Below are 17,920 nucleotides of genomic sequence, written 5' to 3'. Positions count from 1 at the left end.
GTGCGAGTCGCCGTGGTCGCCGGGCCTGATCCCGGACATGCCTTTCCCGCTCTGGCGTTGTGCCTCGCCCTCATCGAGGCCGGGGACGAACCGGTCCTGTTCACCGGCACCCGGTGGGTCGAGCCCGCGCGGGCGGCCGGTGTGCCCGCCGAGTTGCTGAAAGGTCTCGCGCCCCGCCCGACGGACGACGACCTCGATGCGGGCGCGCGCATCCACGCCCGCGCCGCGCACATCTCCACCGAGTTGCTCCCCGACCTGCGCGCGATGGGACCCGACCTCGTGGTCTCGGACATCCTCACCGCAGGTGGCGGCATGGCGGCGGAGCGGCTGGGGATCCCCTGGGTCGAGTTGTCCCCGCACCCGCTGTACGCGGCGTCCCGGGGATTGCCGCCCATCGGAAGCGGGTTGGCTCCGGGGGTGGGAATCCGGGGCCGGGCCCGCGACACGCTCATGCGGGCGGCGACGGCGCGGTCGATCCGGCAGGGCGAGCGGCAGCGTTCCGAAGCCCGCGTCGGCGTCGGGTTGCCGGCGAAGGATCCGGGACCGGTGCGCCGGCTGATCGCGACGCTCCCCGCGCTCGAGGTGCCGAGACCGGACTGGCCCGCGGAGGCGCACGTGGTCGGGCCACTGCTGTGGGAACCGACGAACGAGGTGCTCGAGCCGCCGGACGGTACCGATCCGCTGGTCATGGTGGCTCCGTCGACCGCGTTCACCGGTGCCGAGGGCATGCTCGAGACGACGCTCGCCGGTCTCGACGGGGCCGGCGTCCGCGTGATCGCGTCGATACTGGACGGATCGCCGGCCGCGGTTCCGCCCTGGGTACGTGCGGGTCTCGGCCGTCAGGACGCGATGCTCCGCGAGGCCGCCGCCGTCGTCTGCGGCGGTGGTCACGGGATGCTGGCGAAGGCCCTGCTCGCAGGGGTCCCGGCGGTGGTGGTCCCCGGGGGCGGCGATCAGTGGGAACTCGCGAATCGCGCCGCGCGGCAGGGGAGTGCCGTCGTGGTGCGTCCCCCGAGCGCCGAGGCGCTCCGTTCGGCGGTCGAACAGGTGCTCTCGCACGGCGCGCACGCGGAGGCCGCGCAGCGGGCCGCGTGGAGCGTCGCGGACGTGGCGGATCCGGTGGAGGTGTGCCGCGACGCGCTGCGGTGAGAGCCTCGCCCGGGGTTCGGCTAGCGTGGAAGCGTGCGACTGACTGAATTTCACGAACTCGTCCGCGAAGAGTTCGGGCAGATGCGCGGCGACGCACTACTCGTCGACCACGTGCTGCTCAGTCTCGGGGGCAAGACCGCCGCCGAGGCCATCGAGGACGGCCGGGAACCCCGCGAGGTGTGGCGTGAACTCTGCGCCGAGTTCGACGTTCCACCGCAGCGCCGGTAGAAATCCGGCGTGTCGAACGGGCCGGTCGCACCAATCGAACACACGTTCCCCTATGCTGGAGATGTTCGGTGGTCACGGTTCTTGTCGGTACCTGGATCTAACCTGACCGCAGATCACTGATGAGACTCGAGAATGGGGACGACGATGGCACCACAGGCACACGATCGAGACAAGGCGCTCGACCTCGCGCTGGCGCAGATCGACAAGAACTTCGGCAAGGGCTCGGTGATGCGCCTGGGCGAAGGTGTCCGTCAGCCGATCGCCGTCATCCCGACCGGCTCCATCGCGCTGGACGTCGCCCTCGGCATCGGCGGGCTGCCCCGCGGCCGTGTCGTCGAGATCTACGGCCCGGAGTCCTCGGGTAAGACCACCGTCGCTCTGCACGCGGTCGCCAACGCCCAGGCGGCCGGCGGCATCGCCGCGTTCATCGACGCCGAACACGCGCTCGACCCCGACTACGCCCAGAAACTCGGCGTCGACACCGACGCGCTGCTGGTGTCGCAGCCCGATACCGGCGAGCAGGCGCTGGAGATCGCAGACATGCTGATCCGCTCCGGCGCCCTCGACATCCTCGTGGTCGACTCCGTGGCCGCTCTGGTCCCGCGCGCCGAGATCGAGGGCGAGATGGGCGACAGTCACGTGGGTCTGCAGGCCCGTCTGATGAGCCAGGCGCTCCGTAAGATGACCGGTGCGCTCAGCAACTCCGGCACCACCGCGATCTTCATCAACCAGCTGCGCGAGAAGATCGGCGTCATGTTCGGTTCCCCCGAAACCACCACCGGTGGTAAGGCATTGAAGTTCTACTCGTCGGTGCGCCTCGACGTGCGGCGGATCGAGACCCTGAAGGACGGCACCGACGCGGTGGGTAACCGTACCCGCGTCAAGGTGGTCAAGAACAAGGTCGCGCCGCCGTTCAAGCAGGCCGAGTTCGACATCCTCTACGGCCTGGGAATCAGCAAGGAAGGCTCGCTGATCGACATGGGTGTCGAACACGGGTTCATTCGCAAGTCGGGCTCCTGGTACACCTACGAAGGCGACCAGCTGGGACAGGGCAAGGAGAACGCCCGCAAGTTCCTGTTGGAGAACACCGACATCCGGGACGAGATCGAGAAGAAGATCAAGGAAAAGCTCGGAATCGGCGCCGACGTCACTGCCGCTACGGACGACGCCGCCCCGGTCGAATTCTAAGGCGCCGCCGTGCGTCCGACGGGCGAGGGTGGAACGGAGACGCAGGCCAAGGATTTGTGCCTGCGTCTCCTGACGGACCGTGCCCGGAGTCGAGCGGAGTTGTCCGACCGTCTGGCGAAGAAGGGGTACTCGGCCGACATCGCCGAGCGCGTACTGGATCGACTCACCGAGGTCGGGCTCGTCAACGACGCCGACTTCGCCCAGCAGTGGGTGCATTCGCGGCACACGTACGCCGGTAAGGGAAAACGTGCGCTCGCACTGGAACTGCGCCGCAAGGGCATCGGTCAGGAAGACGCCACCGAGGCGCTCGCTCAGATCGACAGCGAAGACGAACGAGCGCGAGCCACCGAACTGGTCGCGAAGAAACTGCGCACCGTGTCAACGGACGACCGTGACCGGGCGGTCCGCCGGCTGGTGTCCATGCTGGCGCGTCGCGGGTTCCCCCAGGGCATGGCGTTCGAGGTCGTCAAGGAGCAACTCGATCGTGCCGGCGCGGAAACCGACGGCCTGTTCGACGAGACCTGAATCGGACTCAGCCTGACCATGATCATGACCTGACCACGATGAACGACACTGCGGTCGGACGGGAACCGAGTTCCCATCCGACCGCAGTGTCGTTCGTGTCAGAAGCAGTGCCGGGTCACAACCGCTTGTCGGTGATGTCCATACCCGGAACCGACACCGCCGGAAGCTCGGGAGCAGCACCCTGGGGACCTCCGCCCTTCCGGGCGGCCCGCAGCCGCTTCTCCACCCTGGTCGCCACCACGGTGAGCGTGTAGTTGAGGATGATCATGATGATCGCCACCACGATCAGCGCGGGCAGGTAGTTGCCGTAGAACGCGCCGAGTTGCTGGCCGGACCGCACCACTTCGACGTAGCCGATGAGGTAACCGAGCGCGGAGTCCTTCAGGGCGACCACCATCTGCGAGATGATCGCGGGGAGCATCGCCGTGACGGCCTGCGGAAGCAGGATGGTCCGCATGACCTGGCCCTTGCGCATGCCCAGCGCCTTGGCGGCCTCGCTCTGTCCCCGGGGGAGCGAATTGATGCCGGCCCTGACGATTTCGGCGATCACCGAGCCGTTGTACAGCGTGAGGCCCACGATGACCGCGGCAAGCGCAAGATATTTCGACTTGAACACCTCGTACTCGGCGAACAGCTGGTACGAGAAGATCATCAGGATCAGCACCGGGATGGCGCGGAATAGTTCGACGATCCCGCCCGCCACCCATCGCACCGGTCGGTGGTCCGACAAGCGTCCGATGCCGAGGATCGCGCCGAGGATCAACGCGAACACGATCGACACGGCCGCCGCGACGAGGGTGCCGCGGATACCGGGAATGAGATATGTGGTCCACGAGGTCGATTCGGTGAACGGTTCCCATTTCGCCGCGGTCAGCTGGCCCTTGTCGTCGAGCGCGGCGTAGACGAGGTAGCCGATTCCCAGCAGTGCGAGGGCGACGGCGACGGAGATCAGGCGGTAGAGGTTCTTCGCCTTCGGGCCCGGCGCGTCGTAGAGGACGGTGGCGGAATTGCTCATCGTGCAACCTCGAATCGCTTGCTCAGGTATCCGAAGAGAAGCCCCATCGGCAGGGTCAGGATCACGAATCCGAGCGCGAAGATGCCACCGACGACGAAGATGGCGGCCTCGTTCTCGATCATTTCCTTCATCAGGAGCGATGCCTCCGCCACACCGATCACCGAGGCGATCGTCGTGTTCTTCGTCAGGGCGATCAGCACGCTGCCGAGGGGTGCGGTGACCGCGCGGAATGCCTGCGGCAGCACGATGAGCCGCAGATTCTGGGAGAACGTGAGACCGAGTGACCGGCCCGCCTCCGCCTGGCCGACGTGCACGGTGTTGATACCGGACCGCAGCGACTCGCAGACGAAGGCCGCCGTGTAGATGCTGAGGCCGAGCACGGCGAGCCGGAAGTTGTTCTGCTCGAAGAACGTCGGCGACTGCTCGGGGGCGAGCTTGACGCCCATCGTCTGGAAGAGCCCGAACGAGCAGAAGATGATGATGAGGGTCAGGGGAGTGTTGCGGAAGATCGTCACGTATGCCGCGCCGACGCCGCGCGCGACCGGGATCGGTGACACCCGCATCGCCGCGAGGATGGTGCCGAGTATCAGAGCACCGACAGCCGAGAACGCGGTCAGCTGCACCGTCGTCCAGAACGCGTCGATCAGCTGATCGCTGTATTTGCTCAATAGGTCCACTTACCGTCTCCCCAGGTCACCGGTGGTTGGTGTCGAACCGGGCCGGACGACTCCACGAAAGGGGAGTCGTCCGACCCGGATGAGTGAGTTGCTCAGTACCGATCGACGGTCGGCGGTGCGGGGATCGGGTAGCCCGACGCGCCGACGGTCTCGTTGAACGCACGCGCCCACGAACCGTCCGCGATCATCGCCTCGATGGCGTCGTTGATCTTGGCCCGGGTCTCGTCGTCACCCTTGGCCAGGCCGACGCCGTAGCGCTCCTCGGTGAACGGCGCGCCGACCACCTTCAGCTCGCCCGGATACTGCGCCGCGTAGCCGGCGAGGATGATGTCGTCGGTGGTGACGGCGTCGACTGCGCCGTTCCGCAGCGCCTCGACGCAGGCGGAGTACGTGTCGAACTCCTGCAGTTGCACGTCCTTCGCGTACTGGTCCTTCACCTTCTGCGCCGGGGTGGACCCGGTGACGGAGCACAGCTTCTTGCCGCCGTTGAGCGACTCGGGGCCGGTGATGTCGGTGTTGTCGGACTTCACCAGGAGCGACTGTCCGGCGATGAAGTACGGCCCGGCGAAGTCGACCTTCTCCTTGCGGGCGTCGGTGATCGAGTAGGTGGCGACGATGTAGTCGACCTCACCGTTCTGGATCAGCGTCTCGCGCTGAGCCGACGGGGACTCCTTGAACACGATGTTCTCGGGCGCGACACCCAGCTTGCCCGCGATGTACTCGGCCACCTCGACGTCGAAACCGCTGAAGGAACCATCGGGGTTGCGCAGTCCGAGGCCGGGCTGGTCGTACTTGATTCCGACCGTGAGCTTGCCCTCCGACGCGCTCTGGGAGGCGCTCTTCTCTTCACCTCCGCCACAGGCCGATGCGACGACGGCGAGCGCCATGACGCCGATTCCCACACGAATCGAGCGGTTGATCCTCATCGAGTTCCTCCAATTGAAATGACGGGTGTTGCCTGTGGAGCACGGTCGACCGAGAGGGCACCGCGGCGGCGCCCTCTCCGATCAGTGGCTGAGAATCTTGCCGAGAAAGTCCTTCGCGCGCTCGGATTTGGGAGCGGTGAAGAACGTGGCGGGCTCGGAGTCCTCCACGATCTGGCCGTCGGCCATGAAGAGAACACGGTCGCCGGCCTTGCGGGCGAAGCCCATCTCGTGGGTCACCACGAGCATGGTCATGCCTTCCTTGGCGAGCGAGGTCATGACGTCGAGGACTTCGTTGACCATTTCCGGGTCGAGCGCGGACGTCGGCTCGTCGAACAGCATGACCTTGGGGTTCATGGCGAGTGCGCGGGCGATCGCGACACGCTGCTGCTGACCGCCCGACAACTGCGCCGGGTACTTGTCCGCCTGGTTGGCGATGCCGACCCGCTCGAGAAGCTCGTAGGCCTTCTTCTTCGCGTCGGCGCTGCTCTTCTTCCGCACCTTGACCGGTGCCAGCATCACGTTCTCGAGGATCGTCTTGTGGGCGAACAGGTTGAACGACTGGAACACCATCCCCACGTCGGCGCGCAGCGCGGCCAGGGCCTTGCCCTCGGCCGGCAGCACCTTCCCGTCCACGGCGATCTCACCGGAGTCGATGGGCTCGAGGCGGTTGATGGTCCGGCACAGCGTCGACTTCCCGGACCCGGACGGTCCCAGGACGATCACGACCTGCCCCCGAGGAACTTCGAGGTCGATCTCCTGGAGGACGTGGAGGGCGCCGAAGTGTTTGTTCACCGATTTCATCGAGATCATGGACGGGGCCGCGCCCGTGGAGGGCGTCGGCGTCGCGTCGTCGGCTTGCGTCATAGTCGAGACCCTATGTGCTGGGAGCGGGAGCACCGGTCATTTGCTCCGAGAATCCTCGGGATGTCACGGAAACTTTACTGTCCGGCGTCGGTCGTGTGTCCTGACGCACACCGGCCGCGACGAGGCGATTTGGCGCGGGCCGTACCCTGGCATACGTGGACACGATCGACCAGACCCCTCACCGCAGCTATGAGGTGCGCACGTACGGCTGCCAGATGAACGTGCACGACTCCGAGCGGCTGTCGGGGCTCCTCGAGGACGCCGGCTACACGAAGGCGGCCACCGGGCAGTCGCCCGACCTCGTCGTCTTCAACACCTGCGCGGTGCGGGAGAACGCCGACAACAAGTTGTACGGCAACCTGAGCCATCTGGCGCCGGCGAAGGAACAGAACCCCGACATGCAGATCGCGGTCGGCGGGTGCCTGGCGCAGAAGGACCGCGACGTCGTCGTGAAGAAGGCGCCGTGGGTGGACGTCGTGTTCGGCACCCACAACATCGGTTCGCTCCCGGCGCTGCTGGACCGGGCGCGCCACAATCAGCGGGCCGAGGTCGAGATCCTCGACGCGCTCGAGGCGTTTCCGTCGACGCTGCCCGCCAAGCGGGAGTCGGCGTACGCCGGCTGGGTGTCCATCTCGGTGGGATGCAACAACACGTGCACGTTCTGCATCGTCCCCGCCCTGCGCGGCAAGGAAGTCGACCGGCGGCCCGGCGACATCCTGGCCGAGGTGCAGGCCCTGGTGAACGAGGGCGTCGTCGAGGTCACGCTGCTCGGGCAGAACGTCAACGCATACGGCGTCTCCTTCGCCGACCCCGACCAGCCCCGCGACCGCGGCGCCTTCGCCGCGCTGCTGCGCGCGTGCGGCGAGATCGACGGGCTCGAGCGCGTCCGCTTCACGTCCCCGCACCCGGCCGAGTTCACCGACGACGTCATCGAGGCGATGGCCGAGACCCCCAACGTGTGCCCGCAGCTGCACATGCCGCTGCAGTCCGGTTCGGACCGCGTCCTGAAGGCGATGCGCCGCTCCTACCGGAAGTCGCGGTTCCTGGGGATCATCGAGAAGGTCCGCACCGCGATGCCGCACGCGGCGATCACCACCGACATCATCGTGGGCTTCCCCGGTGAGACCGAGGAAGACTTCCAGGACACGCTCGACGTCGTCCGGCAGGCGCGCTTCACCAGCGCGTTCACCTTCCAGTACTCCAAGCGTCCCGGCACCCCGGCAGCGGACATGGACGACCAGCTGCCCAAGGCCGTCGTGCAGGAACGGTACGAACGTCTCATCGCGTTGCAGGAACAGATCACGCTCGAGGAGAACCAGAAGCTCGTCGGCGCCGAGGTGGAACTGCTCGTCGCCGCCGGGGAGGGCCGCAAGAACGCGGAGACCGCACGGATGAGCGGGCGCGCCCGCGACGGGCGGCTCGTCCACTTCCGGCCGGAGGGAAACCTCGACGGAAACGTCCGGCCCGGCGACGTCGTCACCATCGTGATCAGCGCCGCCGCTCCGCACCACCTCGTCGCGGACACCCCGGTCCTGACCCACCGCCGCACCCGCGCAGGCGACTCCTTCGAGAAGGGCGTCACCCCGAAGACCCCGCCGATCGGCGTGGGACTCGGACTGCCGCAGATCGGGGTGCCCGCACCACTACCCGCTCAGATGGGATGCAACGCATGACCCCGCAGTTCGACGACCAGCGCCACGACGACCCGAGTGACGCGAACGAGCCGATCGAGAGCTACCTGAAGGATTTCGACGCCGCCGAGAAGAAGGTGGCCGGTGAGATCGACCCCGGGGCGCGTGCGCTCGTCGTCGCGGTCGCGGTGGTCGTGCTCCTCGGCTCGCTGACGTTGCCGCATTCCGGCATCGCCAACGGCTGGGAGGTGCTGGTGTACGGGGACGACGCCCGCGCGGAGACGATCGCGCTGCCGTCGCGGCTGTTCGTGTGGTTCGAGGTGGTGTTCGGGGTCATCGTGTCGATGCTGGCGCTCGTCACCCGTCGCTGGGCGCTCGCGTGGGTGGCCCTCGCCGGAACCGCCGTGTCCATCGTGTTCGGCATGCTCGCCATCTGGTCGCGGCAGACCCCGGCGCCGGGCGTCGAAGCGGCCGGACCGGGCATCGGCCTGATCATCGGCTGGCTCACCGTCATCGTGCTCACGTTCCACTGGCTGAAGGTGGTCTGGAGCCGGACCGCGCTGCAGCTGGCCGCGGAAGAGGAACGCCGCGCCGCTGCCGCCGAAGCGGAGCGACGCGGCGACTGGGACGTCGGCTGATCGTGCCTACTGGCCGCTGACGGCGCCCTCTGCCGCCTCGGCCCATTCGCGCCACTGCTTGGCCTGGGCGAGGGCGCTCTCGGCGTCCTTCGTCTTGCCCGCCGCAGAGGCCTTGGCGGCCTGCTCCTCGAACTGCGTGACCCGCTCCCGGAACTGCGCGGCCCGGGCGAGCGCCTCCGGGTCGGTGCGGCGCCATTCCTCGTCGGCGGCGTCGCGGACCCGCTTCTCGATGGCCCGCAGCTTGCCCTCGAGGTCGTGCATCCGCTCGCGGGGCACCTTCCCGATGGCGTCCCACTTCTCCTGCAGGTCGCGGAGGGCGGCCCTCGCCCCGTCGATGTCCTTGGACGGATCGATGTGGCCGGCGTTCTTCAGCAACTCCTCCTTGGCGACCGCGTTCTCCTCGAACTCGGCGTCGCGTTCGGAGGACGCGGCGTTGCGGGCGGCGAAGAACACGTCCTGAGCGCCCTTGAACCGCCTCCACAGGTTGTCGTCGGCTTCCCGCGGCGCGCGTCCGGCGGCCTTCCACTCGGCGAGCAGATCGCGGAAGGCTCCGGCCGTGGGACCCCAGTCGGTGGAGTCGGACAGTGCCTCCGCCCGCTCGACGAGTTCTTCCTTCTTGGTCTTGGCGGCGGCGCGCTCACGGTCGAGTTCGGCGAAATGCGCGCCGCGGCGCCGGTTGAACGCCTCCCGCGCCTTGGAATACCGCTTCCACAGGGCGTCGTCGACCTTCCGGTCGATCCCGCGGATCGTCTTCCACTCGTCCAGGATCTCGCGCAACCGGTCGCCGGCGGCCTTCCACTGCGTGGACTCGGCACCGATCTGTTCCGCCTCGGCGGCCAGTTCTTCCTTGCGTTCGGTGTGCGCCTGCCGCGACAGTTCCTTCTCGTGCTTGGCGTGGGCGGCCGCCTCGTCGGATCCGGCGATGATCACGTCGAGTCGCGCGGAGAGCGAGTCGACGTCACCGATCACCGCGGCGGTCGGGAGCGACTCGGCGAGCGCGGTCGCGGCGGCCTTCGTCTTCTTCGCGTCGCCCGCACCGGAATTGAGCCGGGCCTCGAGGAGGGCCACTTCGGTGGCGAGATCGTCGAAGCGCCGACCGAAATGCGCCAGGCCTTCCGCCGCGTCTCCGGCCTGCCACGACCCGATCTGCCGTTCACCGTCCGCGGTCTTCACCCAGGCGGTGCCGTCGTCGTCGACGCGGCCGAACTCGCTCGGATCACTGTGGGCGGGGGCGGCGACGGCGGGGGCGGAGAGGGCATGCGTCGGTGTGGGGTGGGGCTTGGGTGCACCCGGTTTCGCGGCCGCGCCCGGCTTCGGGACGCTGGGCTTCGGTGTGTCGTGCTGCTGAGCGGCAGGCTCCACGGCGGGCTTCGCGTCGCTGCTGTCGGTCATCGGTTCCTCATCTCTGCCGCGCGTCACGGCTGCCTGAACGCAATACTGGCTCCATACGACCCGGGACGGGTGCTGGCTCCATTCAACCCGGTACGGGCCCTGTGGACTATTGAATCAGGTCGGACGGTCCGTGTTGGTACCGATTGACGGCAGTGCCCGAATCGGATGTCGGGTCCGTGCCCGCGGTCGACTAGCGTGACTGTGTGTTCACCGCCGCCATCCTCGTGCCGTCCCCACCGCTGCTGGTACCCGAACTGACCGGGGCGGCCGCTGCGGAGACGGCGCCGCTGCGGGACGCGGTCCAGGCGGCCGCGAAGGCATTGTCCGCGATCGCCACCGAATGGGTGGCGATCGGCGCGGCGCCCACCGCGGTGGAGGTGCCGGCCGACGCTCAGGGCACCTACCGCGGCTACGGCGTCGACGTGCGGGTCACACTGCGGCCCGGTCCCGCCGGCGAACCCGACCCGGACCTGCCGCTCGCGGCGCTGACGGCCGGGTGGATCCGGGGAGCGTGCGCGCCGGACGCCGTCGTCGACGCGCGGATCCTCGCCGCCGACCTGTCGCCGCAGCAGTGCGCCGCGTACGGCGCAGAATTGCGCGCGTTTCTGGACCGGGACCCCGAGCCGCGCGGGCTGGTGATCGTCGCGGACGGGGCGAACACCCTCACCGCGAAGGCACCGGGCGCGTTCGACCCCCGCGCGGAAGGCGTGCAGGCCCGTGTCGACGCGGCCCTCGACACCGGCGACCGGGAGGCGCTGCTCGCCCTCGACCCCGCCGAATGCGCCGCCCTCGGCATCGGCGGGCGCGTCCCGTGGCAGGTCCTCGCCGGCGTGTTCGACGCTGCGCCCGCCTCCTGCCGGACGCTGTACAGCGCGGCGCCCTACGGAGTGGGCTACCACGTGGGGGAGTGGCGTCCGTGACCTCACCCGTGCCGATCGCCGTCGTCGGACCGACCGCCACCGGAAAGTCGGATCTCGCGCTGGACCTGGCGGAACGCCTCGGCGGCGAAATCGTCAACATCGACGCCATGCAGCTGTACCGGGGCATGGACATCGGCACCGCCAAACTCGCCCCGGCCGAACGCCGCGGAATTCCGCATCACCAACTCGACGTGCTCGACGTGACGCAGACGGCCACCGTCGCGAACTATCAGCAGGCCGCGGTCCGCGACGTGGAGGCGATCGCCGCCCGCGGCGCCGTGCCGGTCATCGTCGGCGGATCGATGATGTATGTGCAGTCGCTGCTCGACGAGTGGAGCTTCCCCGCCACCGACGCGTCGGTACGGGCGCGGTGGGAAGCCGTCCTCGCCGAGAAGGGCGTCGCGGCCGTCCACGCCGAGCTGAGCCGGGTGGATCCCGACGCCGCCGCGTCGATCCTCCCCACCGACGGCAGGCGCCTGGTCCGGGCCCTCGAAGTCGTCGAGATCACGGGCAGGCCGTTCGCGGCGTCCGCCCCGCGCATCGGCGAACCGCGCTGGGGCACACACATCGTCGGCGTCGACCGCGACACCGCCGCACTCGACGACCGGATCCGGCTCCGCACCCGGCTGATGTTCGAACAGGGACTCGTCGACGAGGTGCGCGGGCTGATCGACGTGGGACTGCGGGAGGGCGTCACCGCGCCCCGGGCCATCGGCTACGCACAGGTCCTCGCCTGGCTCGACGGCGAATACGACCTGGCCGAGGCGGAGGAACGCACGTTCATCGGCACCCGGCGCTACGTGCGCAGGCAACGGTCCTGGTTCCGCCGCGACCCCCGCATCCACTGGGTCGACGGAAACACCCCCGACCTCGCGGACGCCACGATCCGCACCCTCGACGAGACGCGAACACTGGGAGAACGATGAGCCGAACACCGTCCGCACGGCACCGTCCGGCCTCGTCCGTGCTGGTGACCACCCGCAACGCCCGCTTCCAGCAATGGCAGTCGTACCTCACCAACCGTGCCAAACGGACGAAGGCGGGACGCTTCCTGATCCAGGGTGTGCGCCCCCTCAACCTCGCCCTGGAACACGACTGGCCGATCGAATCGCTGCTGCACCGCATCGACGGCCCACCGCTGTCCGACTGGGCGCGGGAACTACTCGCGACCCGATCCGTCGAACAGATCGGTGTCAGCGCCGAACTGATGGCCGAACTCGGCGAGAAGACCGACACCGCGCCGGAACTGATCGCGGTCGCGAAGACCCGCGCCCCGCGACTGAAGGACCTGCGGCTGCAGTCCGTCCCCCTGATCGTCGTATTCGACCGGCCCACCTCGCCCGGAAATCTGGGCACCCTCGTCCGCTCCGCCAACGCGTTCGGCGCCGACGCGGTCGTCGTGGTCGGCCACGGCGCCGACCCGTTCGACCCCCGGAGCGTCCGCGCCTCCACCGGATCGCTCTTCGCGATGCCCGTCGTCACCGTGTCCTCCGTCGACGAGATCCTCGCGTTCCGCGACGCCCGGCGAGCGTCCGGAACCGAACTGCACATCGTCGGGACGGACGAGACCGGTTCCGTCACCATCGACGCCCACGACTTCGGTGGCGGCACCGTGCTCGTGATCGGCAACGAGACCCGCGGGATGAGCGCCGCGTGGCGAGGCGCCTGCGACACGGTCGTCAACATCCCGATCGGGGGCGCGGCCAGTTCCCTCGGTGCTCCCTCCGCCGGCGCCGTCGCCCTCTACGAAATCGCCCGGCAGCGCAGATGAACCGCTCCGCGGCAGCGCAGATGAACCGCTCCGCGGCAGCGCAGATGAACCGCTCCGCGGCAGCGCAGATGAACTGCACTCCCTCGGCGGTTGGTTAGAGTGGTGCGCATGGATTTCAGCAAGGGACACGGCACCGAGAACGACTTCGTGGTCCTCCCGGATCCCGACGTCCGCATCGATCTGTCCGCCCCGCGTGTGACGGCGCTGTGCGATCGCAGGCGTGGACTCGGCGCCGACGGAATCCTGCGCGTCGCCAAGGCCGGTGCGCTGGCCGCTGCCGGCGTGCTCGCCGAACTCCCGGACGGCACGTCCGAGGACGACTGGTTCATGGACTACCGCAACGCCGACGGGTCCATCGCGGAAATGTGCGGCAACGGTGTCCGCGTCTTCGCCCACTACCTCCGGTCGACCGGCCTCGAGACGCGCGACGAGTTCGTGGTCGGCAGCCGGGCCGGCGGCAAACCGGTGATCGTGCACTCGGCCGACGGCTCCGTCGGCGAGGTCACCGTCGACATGGGGGTGGTGCGGGATCTGGGAACGAGCGCCGCGACCATCGACGGCAAAGTGTTCAACGGCATCGGCATCGACGTCGGCAATCCGCACCTGGCGTGTGTCGACGCGCATCTCACGGCGGCCTCCCTGTCGGCCCTCGACCTGACGGCCGCACCCGGCTTCGATCCCGGTTTCTTCCCGCACGGCGTCAACGTGGAGATCCTCACCCGCATCGATTCCGGCGCCGTGGACATGCGGGTGCACGAGCGCGGGGTCGGCGAGACCCGGTCGTGCGGCACCGGCACGGTGGCCGCGGCCACCGCCGCGCTGCGCTTCGACGGCGCCGATTCCGGTGAGGTGAATGTCCGCATTCCCGGAGGTCAGGTCACGGTCGCGCTGTCCAGGGGCCGGGCGACGTTGCGCGGACCGTCCGTCCTGGTGGCGTCCGGGAACCTCGACGACAACTGGTGGAACGGCCTTGCCTGATCGCCCTGCGCGAAATGCACGTGCACGCCCTCGACATTCCGTGGGATCATGAGGGTGTATGACGAAAACACATCGCACAGAAGAATCGCCGATCTCCGACTCCACTGAGTTCGCCTACGACGACGGGCGCCCTTCGGTCGGCGAGATGCAACTCGAGGACCGCAGCGCGCTGCGCCGGGTTGCCGGGCTCTCCACCGAGCTCACAGACGTCACCGAAGTCGAATACCGGCAGTTGCGCCTCGAACGCGTGGTGCTCGTCGGTGTCTGGACCCAGGGAACCGCGGCGCAGGCCGAATCCAGCATGGCCGAGCTCGCCGCACTGGCCGAGACCGCCGGATCGGAAGTCCTCGAGGGCCTCGTCCAGCGGCGGGACAAACCCGACGCGGCCACCTACATCGGTTCCGGCAAGGCCGAGGAACTCCGCGAGGTCGTCCTCTCGACCGGCGCCGACACCGTCATCTGCGACGGTGAACTCACCCCCGCGCAGCTCACCGCGCTGGAGAAGGTCGTCAAGGTCAAGGTCATCGACCGGACCGCCCTCATCCTCGACATCTTCGCCCAGCACGCCACGTCCAGGGAGGGCAAGGCGCAGGTGGCGCTGGCCCAGATGGAATACATGCTGCCCCGACTGCGCGGCTGGGGTGAATCGATGTCCCGGCAGGCGGGTGGTCGCGCCGGAAGCAACGGCGGCGTGGGTCTGCGTGGTCCCGGTGAGACCAAGATCGAGACGGACCGCCGTCGTATCCGTGAGCGGATGGCCAAGCTGCGTCGCGAGATCAAGGGCATGAAGGCCGCCCGCGACACCAAACGCACCAGGCGACTGCGCAGCGAGACCCCGTCCATCGCGATCGTCGGCTACACGAACGCCGGCAAGTCGAGCCTGCTCAACGCGTTGACCGGGTCCGGGGTGCTGGTGCAGAACGCGCTGTTCGCCACCCTCGATCCCACCACCCGCCGGGCGGCGCTGGACGACGGCCGCGAATACGTCCTCACCGACACCGTCGGGTTCGTGCGGCATCTGCCGACGCAGCTGATCGAGGCGTTCCGCTCGACGCTCGAGGAAGTGACGGACGCGGATCTGCTGCTGCACGTCGTCGACGGTTCCGATCCGCTGCCCACGGATCAGATCAAGGCCGTCCACGAGGTGATCACCGAGGTGATCCGGGAGAACGACGCCGCGGCACCGCCCGAGCTCATCGTGGTGAACAAGATCGACGCCGCCGACCCGGTCACCTTGACCCAGCTGCGTGGCCTGCTGCCCGGTGCGTCGTTCGTCTCCGCCCGGACCGGGGAGGGCATCGCCGAGTTGCGTGCACATCTGAGCGACGTCCTGGTCCGCCCGGAGATCGAGGTCAGCGTTCTCCTCCCGTACAACCGGGGCGATCTGATGGCCCGGATCCACTCGGACGGTCAGATCCTCGACTCCTCCCACGAGGAGGACGGCACACGCGTCCACGCGCGGGTGCCCGAAGCGCTGGCGTCGGCACTGGTCGAGTACAGCGGCAGTGCCTGATCGCTCACGGTGGTCCGCCCGCGTGGCGGTCGCCGTGCTCGCGACGTGCGCACCGCTCGCCGCGGCGGGAACCGGATTCGCCGAGCCGTTCTTCCGCGACCAGACCGCCGTCGACGCGTCGGAGTTCGGTCCGCTGTGCACTCCCGACGATTCCGCGGTCGGCACCCCGGACGAGGCCTCGCTCGAGGAGCTGTCGGGGCTCGTGTCGGCCGGCGGGCTGCTCTACGCGGTCGGCGACAGCGGGTCCGACCGCGCGGTCGCGGTGATGGACGGGAACTGCGCCGTACAGCGCTGGCTTCCGCTGCCGGTCGATCCGTACGACGTCGAGGACATGGCCTCCGGCTCCGACGGCCGGCTGTGGCTGGCCGACACCGGCGACAACGGACGCCGGCGCGAGACGGTGGCGTTGATCGCGATGGACCGTGATACGGGCGCGGGAGAACTGCATCGGCTGACGTATCCGGACGGCCCCCACGATGCCGAGACCGTCCTCGTCCAGCGCGACGGCACCCCGCTGATCGTCACGAAGGAAGTGTTCGGGGCGGGCAACGTGTACCGGCCCGTCGGGGGTGTCGCCGTGGGCGATCTCGCGAGCCCCGGCCCGACCCCGCTGGAGAAGGTCGGAACGCTGGACGTCTCGGCGACGAACGGCGTCGACGACGCGACCACCGGCAGCGGCACCACGGCCCCGGCCGTGCATTCGACGATGTTCACCGGCGGGGCCGTGTCCGCCGACGGGACCGTCGCCGCCGTGCGCAGCTACTCCGATGTGTTCCTGTTCTCCGCCCCGGACGGCGACCTGGCGGCGGCGTTCGCGGCCGGACCCGCCGTGCGCGCCCACGTGCCGGAGCAGCCGCAGGGGGAGTCGGTCGCGTTCACAGAGAACGGCGACCTGTTGATCGCCTCCGAGGCCCGGGAGGGACCCGTTCCACCGATTCGGGTGCTGCCCGGGGCGGTGTCGAGGGTGCAGGATCAGGCCCGTGCCCAGGCCGTTTCGGACGAGGCGTCGACGCAGTCGCCGGGAACGGCGTGGGGGATCGGCGTCGCCGGCGGCGTGGTCGTGCTCGCCGTGGTCGCCGGCTCTCTCGTCCGCCGTCGTGCCCGATAGGTCTGATTTGCGAGAAATGTTGCGAGCCTGATTCTTTCGGTGGGTGACGCGGTGTGAATACTGTGCGCTGTGCAGGCCCACGAGTTGTTGTCGCGTATCGCCCACCTGTCGCTCGAGCACGGTCGCGCCCGGGCCGCGTCGACGGCGGCCGTGATGGTGGGCCTCGTCGTGTTGCTCGCAGTGACTCGTTCCGCCAGACGTCCGGTCGTCGGCGCAGCGGCGGTCGCGGTGCCCGTGACCGCCGTGATCGGAGGCGCCGTGTGGGCGGCGTACCGTCCGCTGCCCAACCAGATACCCCTCACCGGGTACATCTGGATCTGGCTCGCCGTCGGAATCCTCGTCTTCGCCGCGGCGCTCCTGCTCCGGAAACCCGGAGTCCGGCGGGCCGGGGTGATCGCTGTCGCGGCTGCCGCAGCCGCGGCCGCGGCGGTGGGCCAGGTCAACGCGGAGGTCGGCGTCTTCCCGACCGTCGGCTCGCTGGTGGGGCACCGTCCACCGACGAGCGTGCAGCCGGTGTCGTTCGGTGACGTCCCCGGGTTCGAGGACGCGGTGCAGTCGGGGACCCCGCTGGACTCGGCGTGGACACGTCCGGTGCGCACACCCGGCTCCGGTGTGGTGACGGAAGTGGAGATCCCGGGCACCGAATCCGGATTCGCGGCCCGGCCGGCCGTGCTGTACCTGCCGCCGGCGTACCTGACGTCGCCCCGGGCGGTGCTCCCCGTCCTGGTGATGATCGCGGGACAGCCGGGGCGGCCCCAGGACTGGTTCAGCAGCGGACGACTGGGATCCACCGTGGACGCGTATGCCGCACGGCACGACGGACTCGCACCGGTCGTCGTGGTGATCGACGCGCTGGGCTCGCAGGACGCGAATCCGCTGTGCCTCGATTCGGCGCTCGGCAACGCCGCCACCTACGTGGCCCGCGACGTGCCCGCCTGGATCGAGACGTCCCTGCAGGTGTCGCACGATCCGGCACAGTGGGCGATCGGCGGATTCTCCTACGGCGGGACCTGCTCGATCCAGCTGGCGGTGAACTATCCGCGGATCTTCCCGACCTTCCTCGATTTCCTCGGTCAGGACGAGCCCTCGCTCGGCGATCACGCGGGGACGGTCGCGGCGACATTCGGCGGCGACGAGCACGCGTTCGCGGCGGTCAATCCGGCTGACGTGCTGAAGACACGACAGTTCCCGGAGTTGACCGGGGTGTTCGTGGCCGGGGCCGCCGACGACGAATACCGCCCGCAGCAGCAGCGGATGTTCGCTGCCGCGCGGGCGGCCGGTCTGAACGTGCGGTACTACGAGCTTCCCGGTGGCCACGAGGGCGCCACCTGGAGTGCGGCACTCGAACGCGAGATGGACTGGACCGGCCGTCAGCTGGGGCTCACCAGCTGACGGGC

Annotated in this window: 18 protein-coding genes; 13 read left to right on the top strand and 5 right to left on the bottom strand. The window is 69.0% G+C overall.

Translation table 11 applies throughout. The features are described 5' to 3' along the window. From CJ179_RS03445 to recX, 4 genes are all read left to right on the top strand, one after another. Complete coding sequence (locus tag CJ179_RS03445) at positions 1 to 1,149, top strand: glycosyltransferase (protein WP_072942421.1); 1,149 nt, start codon at positions 1 to 3, stop codon at positions 1,147 to 1,149. 33 nt (positions 1,150 to 1,182) lie between these two features. After that, positions 1,183 to 1,377: a DUF3046 domain-containing protein gene (locus CJ179_RS03440; protein ID WP_015890433.1), complete on the top strand. Its 195-nt coding sequence runs from the start codon at positions 1,183 to 1,185 to the stop codon at positions 1,375 to 1,377. A gap of 144 nt (positions 1,378 to 1,521) precedes the next feature. Further along, positions 1,522 to 2,565 carry a recombinase RecA gene (gene recA / locus CJ179_RS03435; RefSeq protein ID WP_005240749.1) on the top strand — a complete coding sequence of 348 codons (1,044 nt, stop codon included), beginning with the start codon at positions 1,522 to 1,524 and terminating at the stop codon, positions 2,563 to 2,565. A gap of 9 nt (positions 2,566 to 2,574) precedes the next feature. After that, on the top strand, positions 2,575 to 3,090 hold the full coding sequence (gene recX / locus CJ179_RS03430) for a recombination regulator RecX (RefSeq protein ID WP_072942419.1): 516 nt from the start codon (positions 2,575 to 2,577) through the stop codon (positions 3,088 to 3,090). Positions 3,091 to 3,205: 115 nt separating this feature from the next. Here the strand turns inward: recX and CJ179_RS03425 are convergent, their stop codons facing one another. The 4 genes from CJ179_RS03425 to gluA all read right to left on the bottom strand — a co-directional run bounded on the left by CJ179_RS03425 (position 3,206) and on the right by gluA (position 6,518). Further along, the gene (locus CJ179_RS03425) at positions 3,206 to 4,105 is read right to left on the bottom strand and encodes an amino acid ABC transporter permease (protein WP_072942418.1); all 900 of its coding nucleotides are present in this window, start codon (positions 4,103 to 4,105) and stop codon (positions 3,206 to 3,208) included. Further along, positions 4,102 to 4,782, bottom strand: a complete 681-nt coding sequence (locus tag CJ179_RS03420) for an amino acid ABC transporter permease (protein WP_072942416.1) — start codon at positions 4,780 to 4,782, stop codon at positions 4,102 to 4,104. Before CJ179_RS03420 ends, CJ179_RS03425 begins: the two co-directional genes overlap by 4 nt. 92 nt (positions 4,783 to 4,874) lie before the next feature. After that, positions 4,875 to 5,708, bottom strand: coding sequence for a glutamate ABC transporter substrate-binding protein (locus CJ179_RS03415; RefSeq protein ID WP_072942415.1), 834 nt, complete (start codon positions 5,706 to 5,708; stop codon positions 4,875 to 4,877). Between the two features lie 81 nt (positions 5,709 to 5,789). Beyond that, a complete protein-coding gene (gene gluA / locus CJ179_RS03410) occupies positions 5,790 to 6,518 on the bottom strand; it encodes a glutamate ABC transporter ATP-binding protein GluA (RefSeq protein WP_083395905.1) in 729 nt (242 codons plus the stop codon). Positions 6,519 to 6,727: 209 nt separating this feature from the next. Between gluA and miaB the strand changes: the two genes are divergently transcribed. After that, positions 6,728 to 8,245: a tRNA (N6-isopentenyl adenosine(37)-C2)-methylthiotransferase MiaB gene (miaB, locus tag CJ179_RS03405; protein WP_072942411.1), complete on the top strand. Its 1,518-nt coding sequence runs from the start codon at positions 6,728 to 6,730 to the stop codon at positions 8,243 to 8,245. Further along, positions 8,242 to 8,841: a hypothetical protein gene (locus CJ179_RS03400; protein ID WP_095860692.1), complete on the top strand. Its 600-nt coding sequence runs from the start codon at positions 8,242 to 8,244 to the stop codon at positions 8,839 to 8,841. The genes miaB and CJ179_RS03400 overlap by 4 nt, the downstream gene beginning before the upstream one ends. A 6-nt stretch (positions 8,842 to 8,847) precedes the next feature. Here CJ179_RS03400 and CJ179_RS03395 read toward each other — a convergent pair whose 3' ends face one another. Beyond that, positions 8,848 to 10,233 carry a DUF349 domain-containing protein gene (locus tag CJ179_RS03395; RefSeq protein WP_072942408.1) on the bottom strand — a complete coding sequence of 462 codons (1,386 nt, stop codon included), beginning with the start codon at positions 10,231 to 10,233 and terminating at the stop codon, positions 8,848 to 8,850. Between the two features lie 203 nt (positions 10,234 to 10,436). Between CJ179_RS03395 and CJ179_RS03390 the strand changes: the two genes are divergently transcribed. From CJ179_RS03390 to CJ179_RS03360, 7 genes are all read left to right on the top strand, one after another. Beyond that, positions 10,437 to 11,153 carry a class III extradiol dioxygenase subunit B-like domain-containing protein gene (locus CJ179_RS03390; protein WP_095860691.1) on the top strand — a complete coding sequence of 239 codons (717 nt, stop codon included), beginning with the start codon at positions 10,437 to 10,439 and terminating at the stop codon, positions 11,151 to 11,153. Further along, positions 11,150 to 12,079 (top strand): tRNA (adenosine(37)-N6)-dimethylallyltransferase MiaA, encoded by a 930-nt coding sequence (miaA, locus tag CJ179_RS03385; RefSeq protein WP_174705495.1) that lies wholly within the window; start codon positions 11,150 to 11,152, stop codon positions 12,077 to 12,079. The genes CJ179_RS03390 and miaA overlap by 4 nt, the downstream gene beginning before the upstream one ends. Continuing rightward, positions 12,076 to 12,924, top strand: coding sequence for an RNA methyltransferase (locus CJ179_RS03380; RefSeq protein WP_072942402.1), 849 nt, complete (start codon positions 12,076 to 12,078; stop codon positions 12,922 to 12,924). Before miaA ends, CJ179_RS03380 begins: the two co-directional genes overlap by 4 nt. 108 nt (positions 12,925 to 13,032) lie before the next feature. After that, a complete protein-coding gene (gene dapF, locus CJ179_RS03375; RefSeq protein ID WP_095861047.1) occupies positions 13,033 to 13,902 on the top strand; it encodes a diaminopimelate epimerase in 870 nt (289 codons plus the stop codon). A 58-nt stretch (positions 13,903 to 13,960) separates the two neighbouring features. Next, positions 13,961 to 15,415 carry a GTPase HflX gene (hflX, locus tag CJ179_RS03370; protein WP_072942400.1) on the top strand — a complete coding sequence of 485 codons (1,455 nt, stop codon included), beginning with the start codon at positions 13,961 to 13,963 and terminating at the stop codon, positions 15,413 to 15,415. After that, positions 15,408 to 16,523 (top strand): hypothetical protein, encoded by a 1,116-nt coding sequence (locus tag CJ179_RS03365; protein WP_072942398.1) that lies wholly within the window; start codon positions 15,408 to 15,410, stop codon positions 16,521 to 16,523. Before hflX ends, CJ179_RS03365 begins: the two co-directional genes overlap by 8 nt. Positions 16,524 to 16,592: 69 nt before the next feature. Beyond that, on the top strand, positions 16,593 to 17,915 hold the full coding sequence (locus tag CJ179_RS03360) for an esterase family protein (protein ID WP_095860690.1): 1,323 nt from the start codon (positions 16,593 to 16,595) through the stop codon (positions 17,913 to 17,915). Positions 17,916 to 17,920 lie beyond the last annotated feature (5 nt).

Source organism: Rhodococcus sp. ACS1 (assembly GCF_002300155.1).
GTDB classification, from domain to species: Bacteria; Actinomycetota; Actinomycetes; order Mycobacteriales; family Mycobacteriaceae; genus Rhodococcus_F; species Rhodococcus_F koreensis.
Note: the sequence above shows the minus strand (reverse complement) of the source record. Positions and strands in the feature narration are given on the sequence as shown.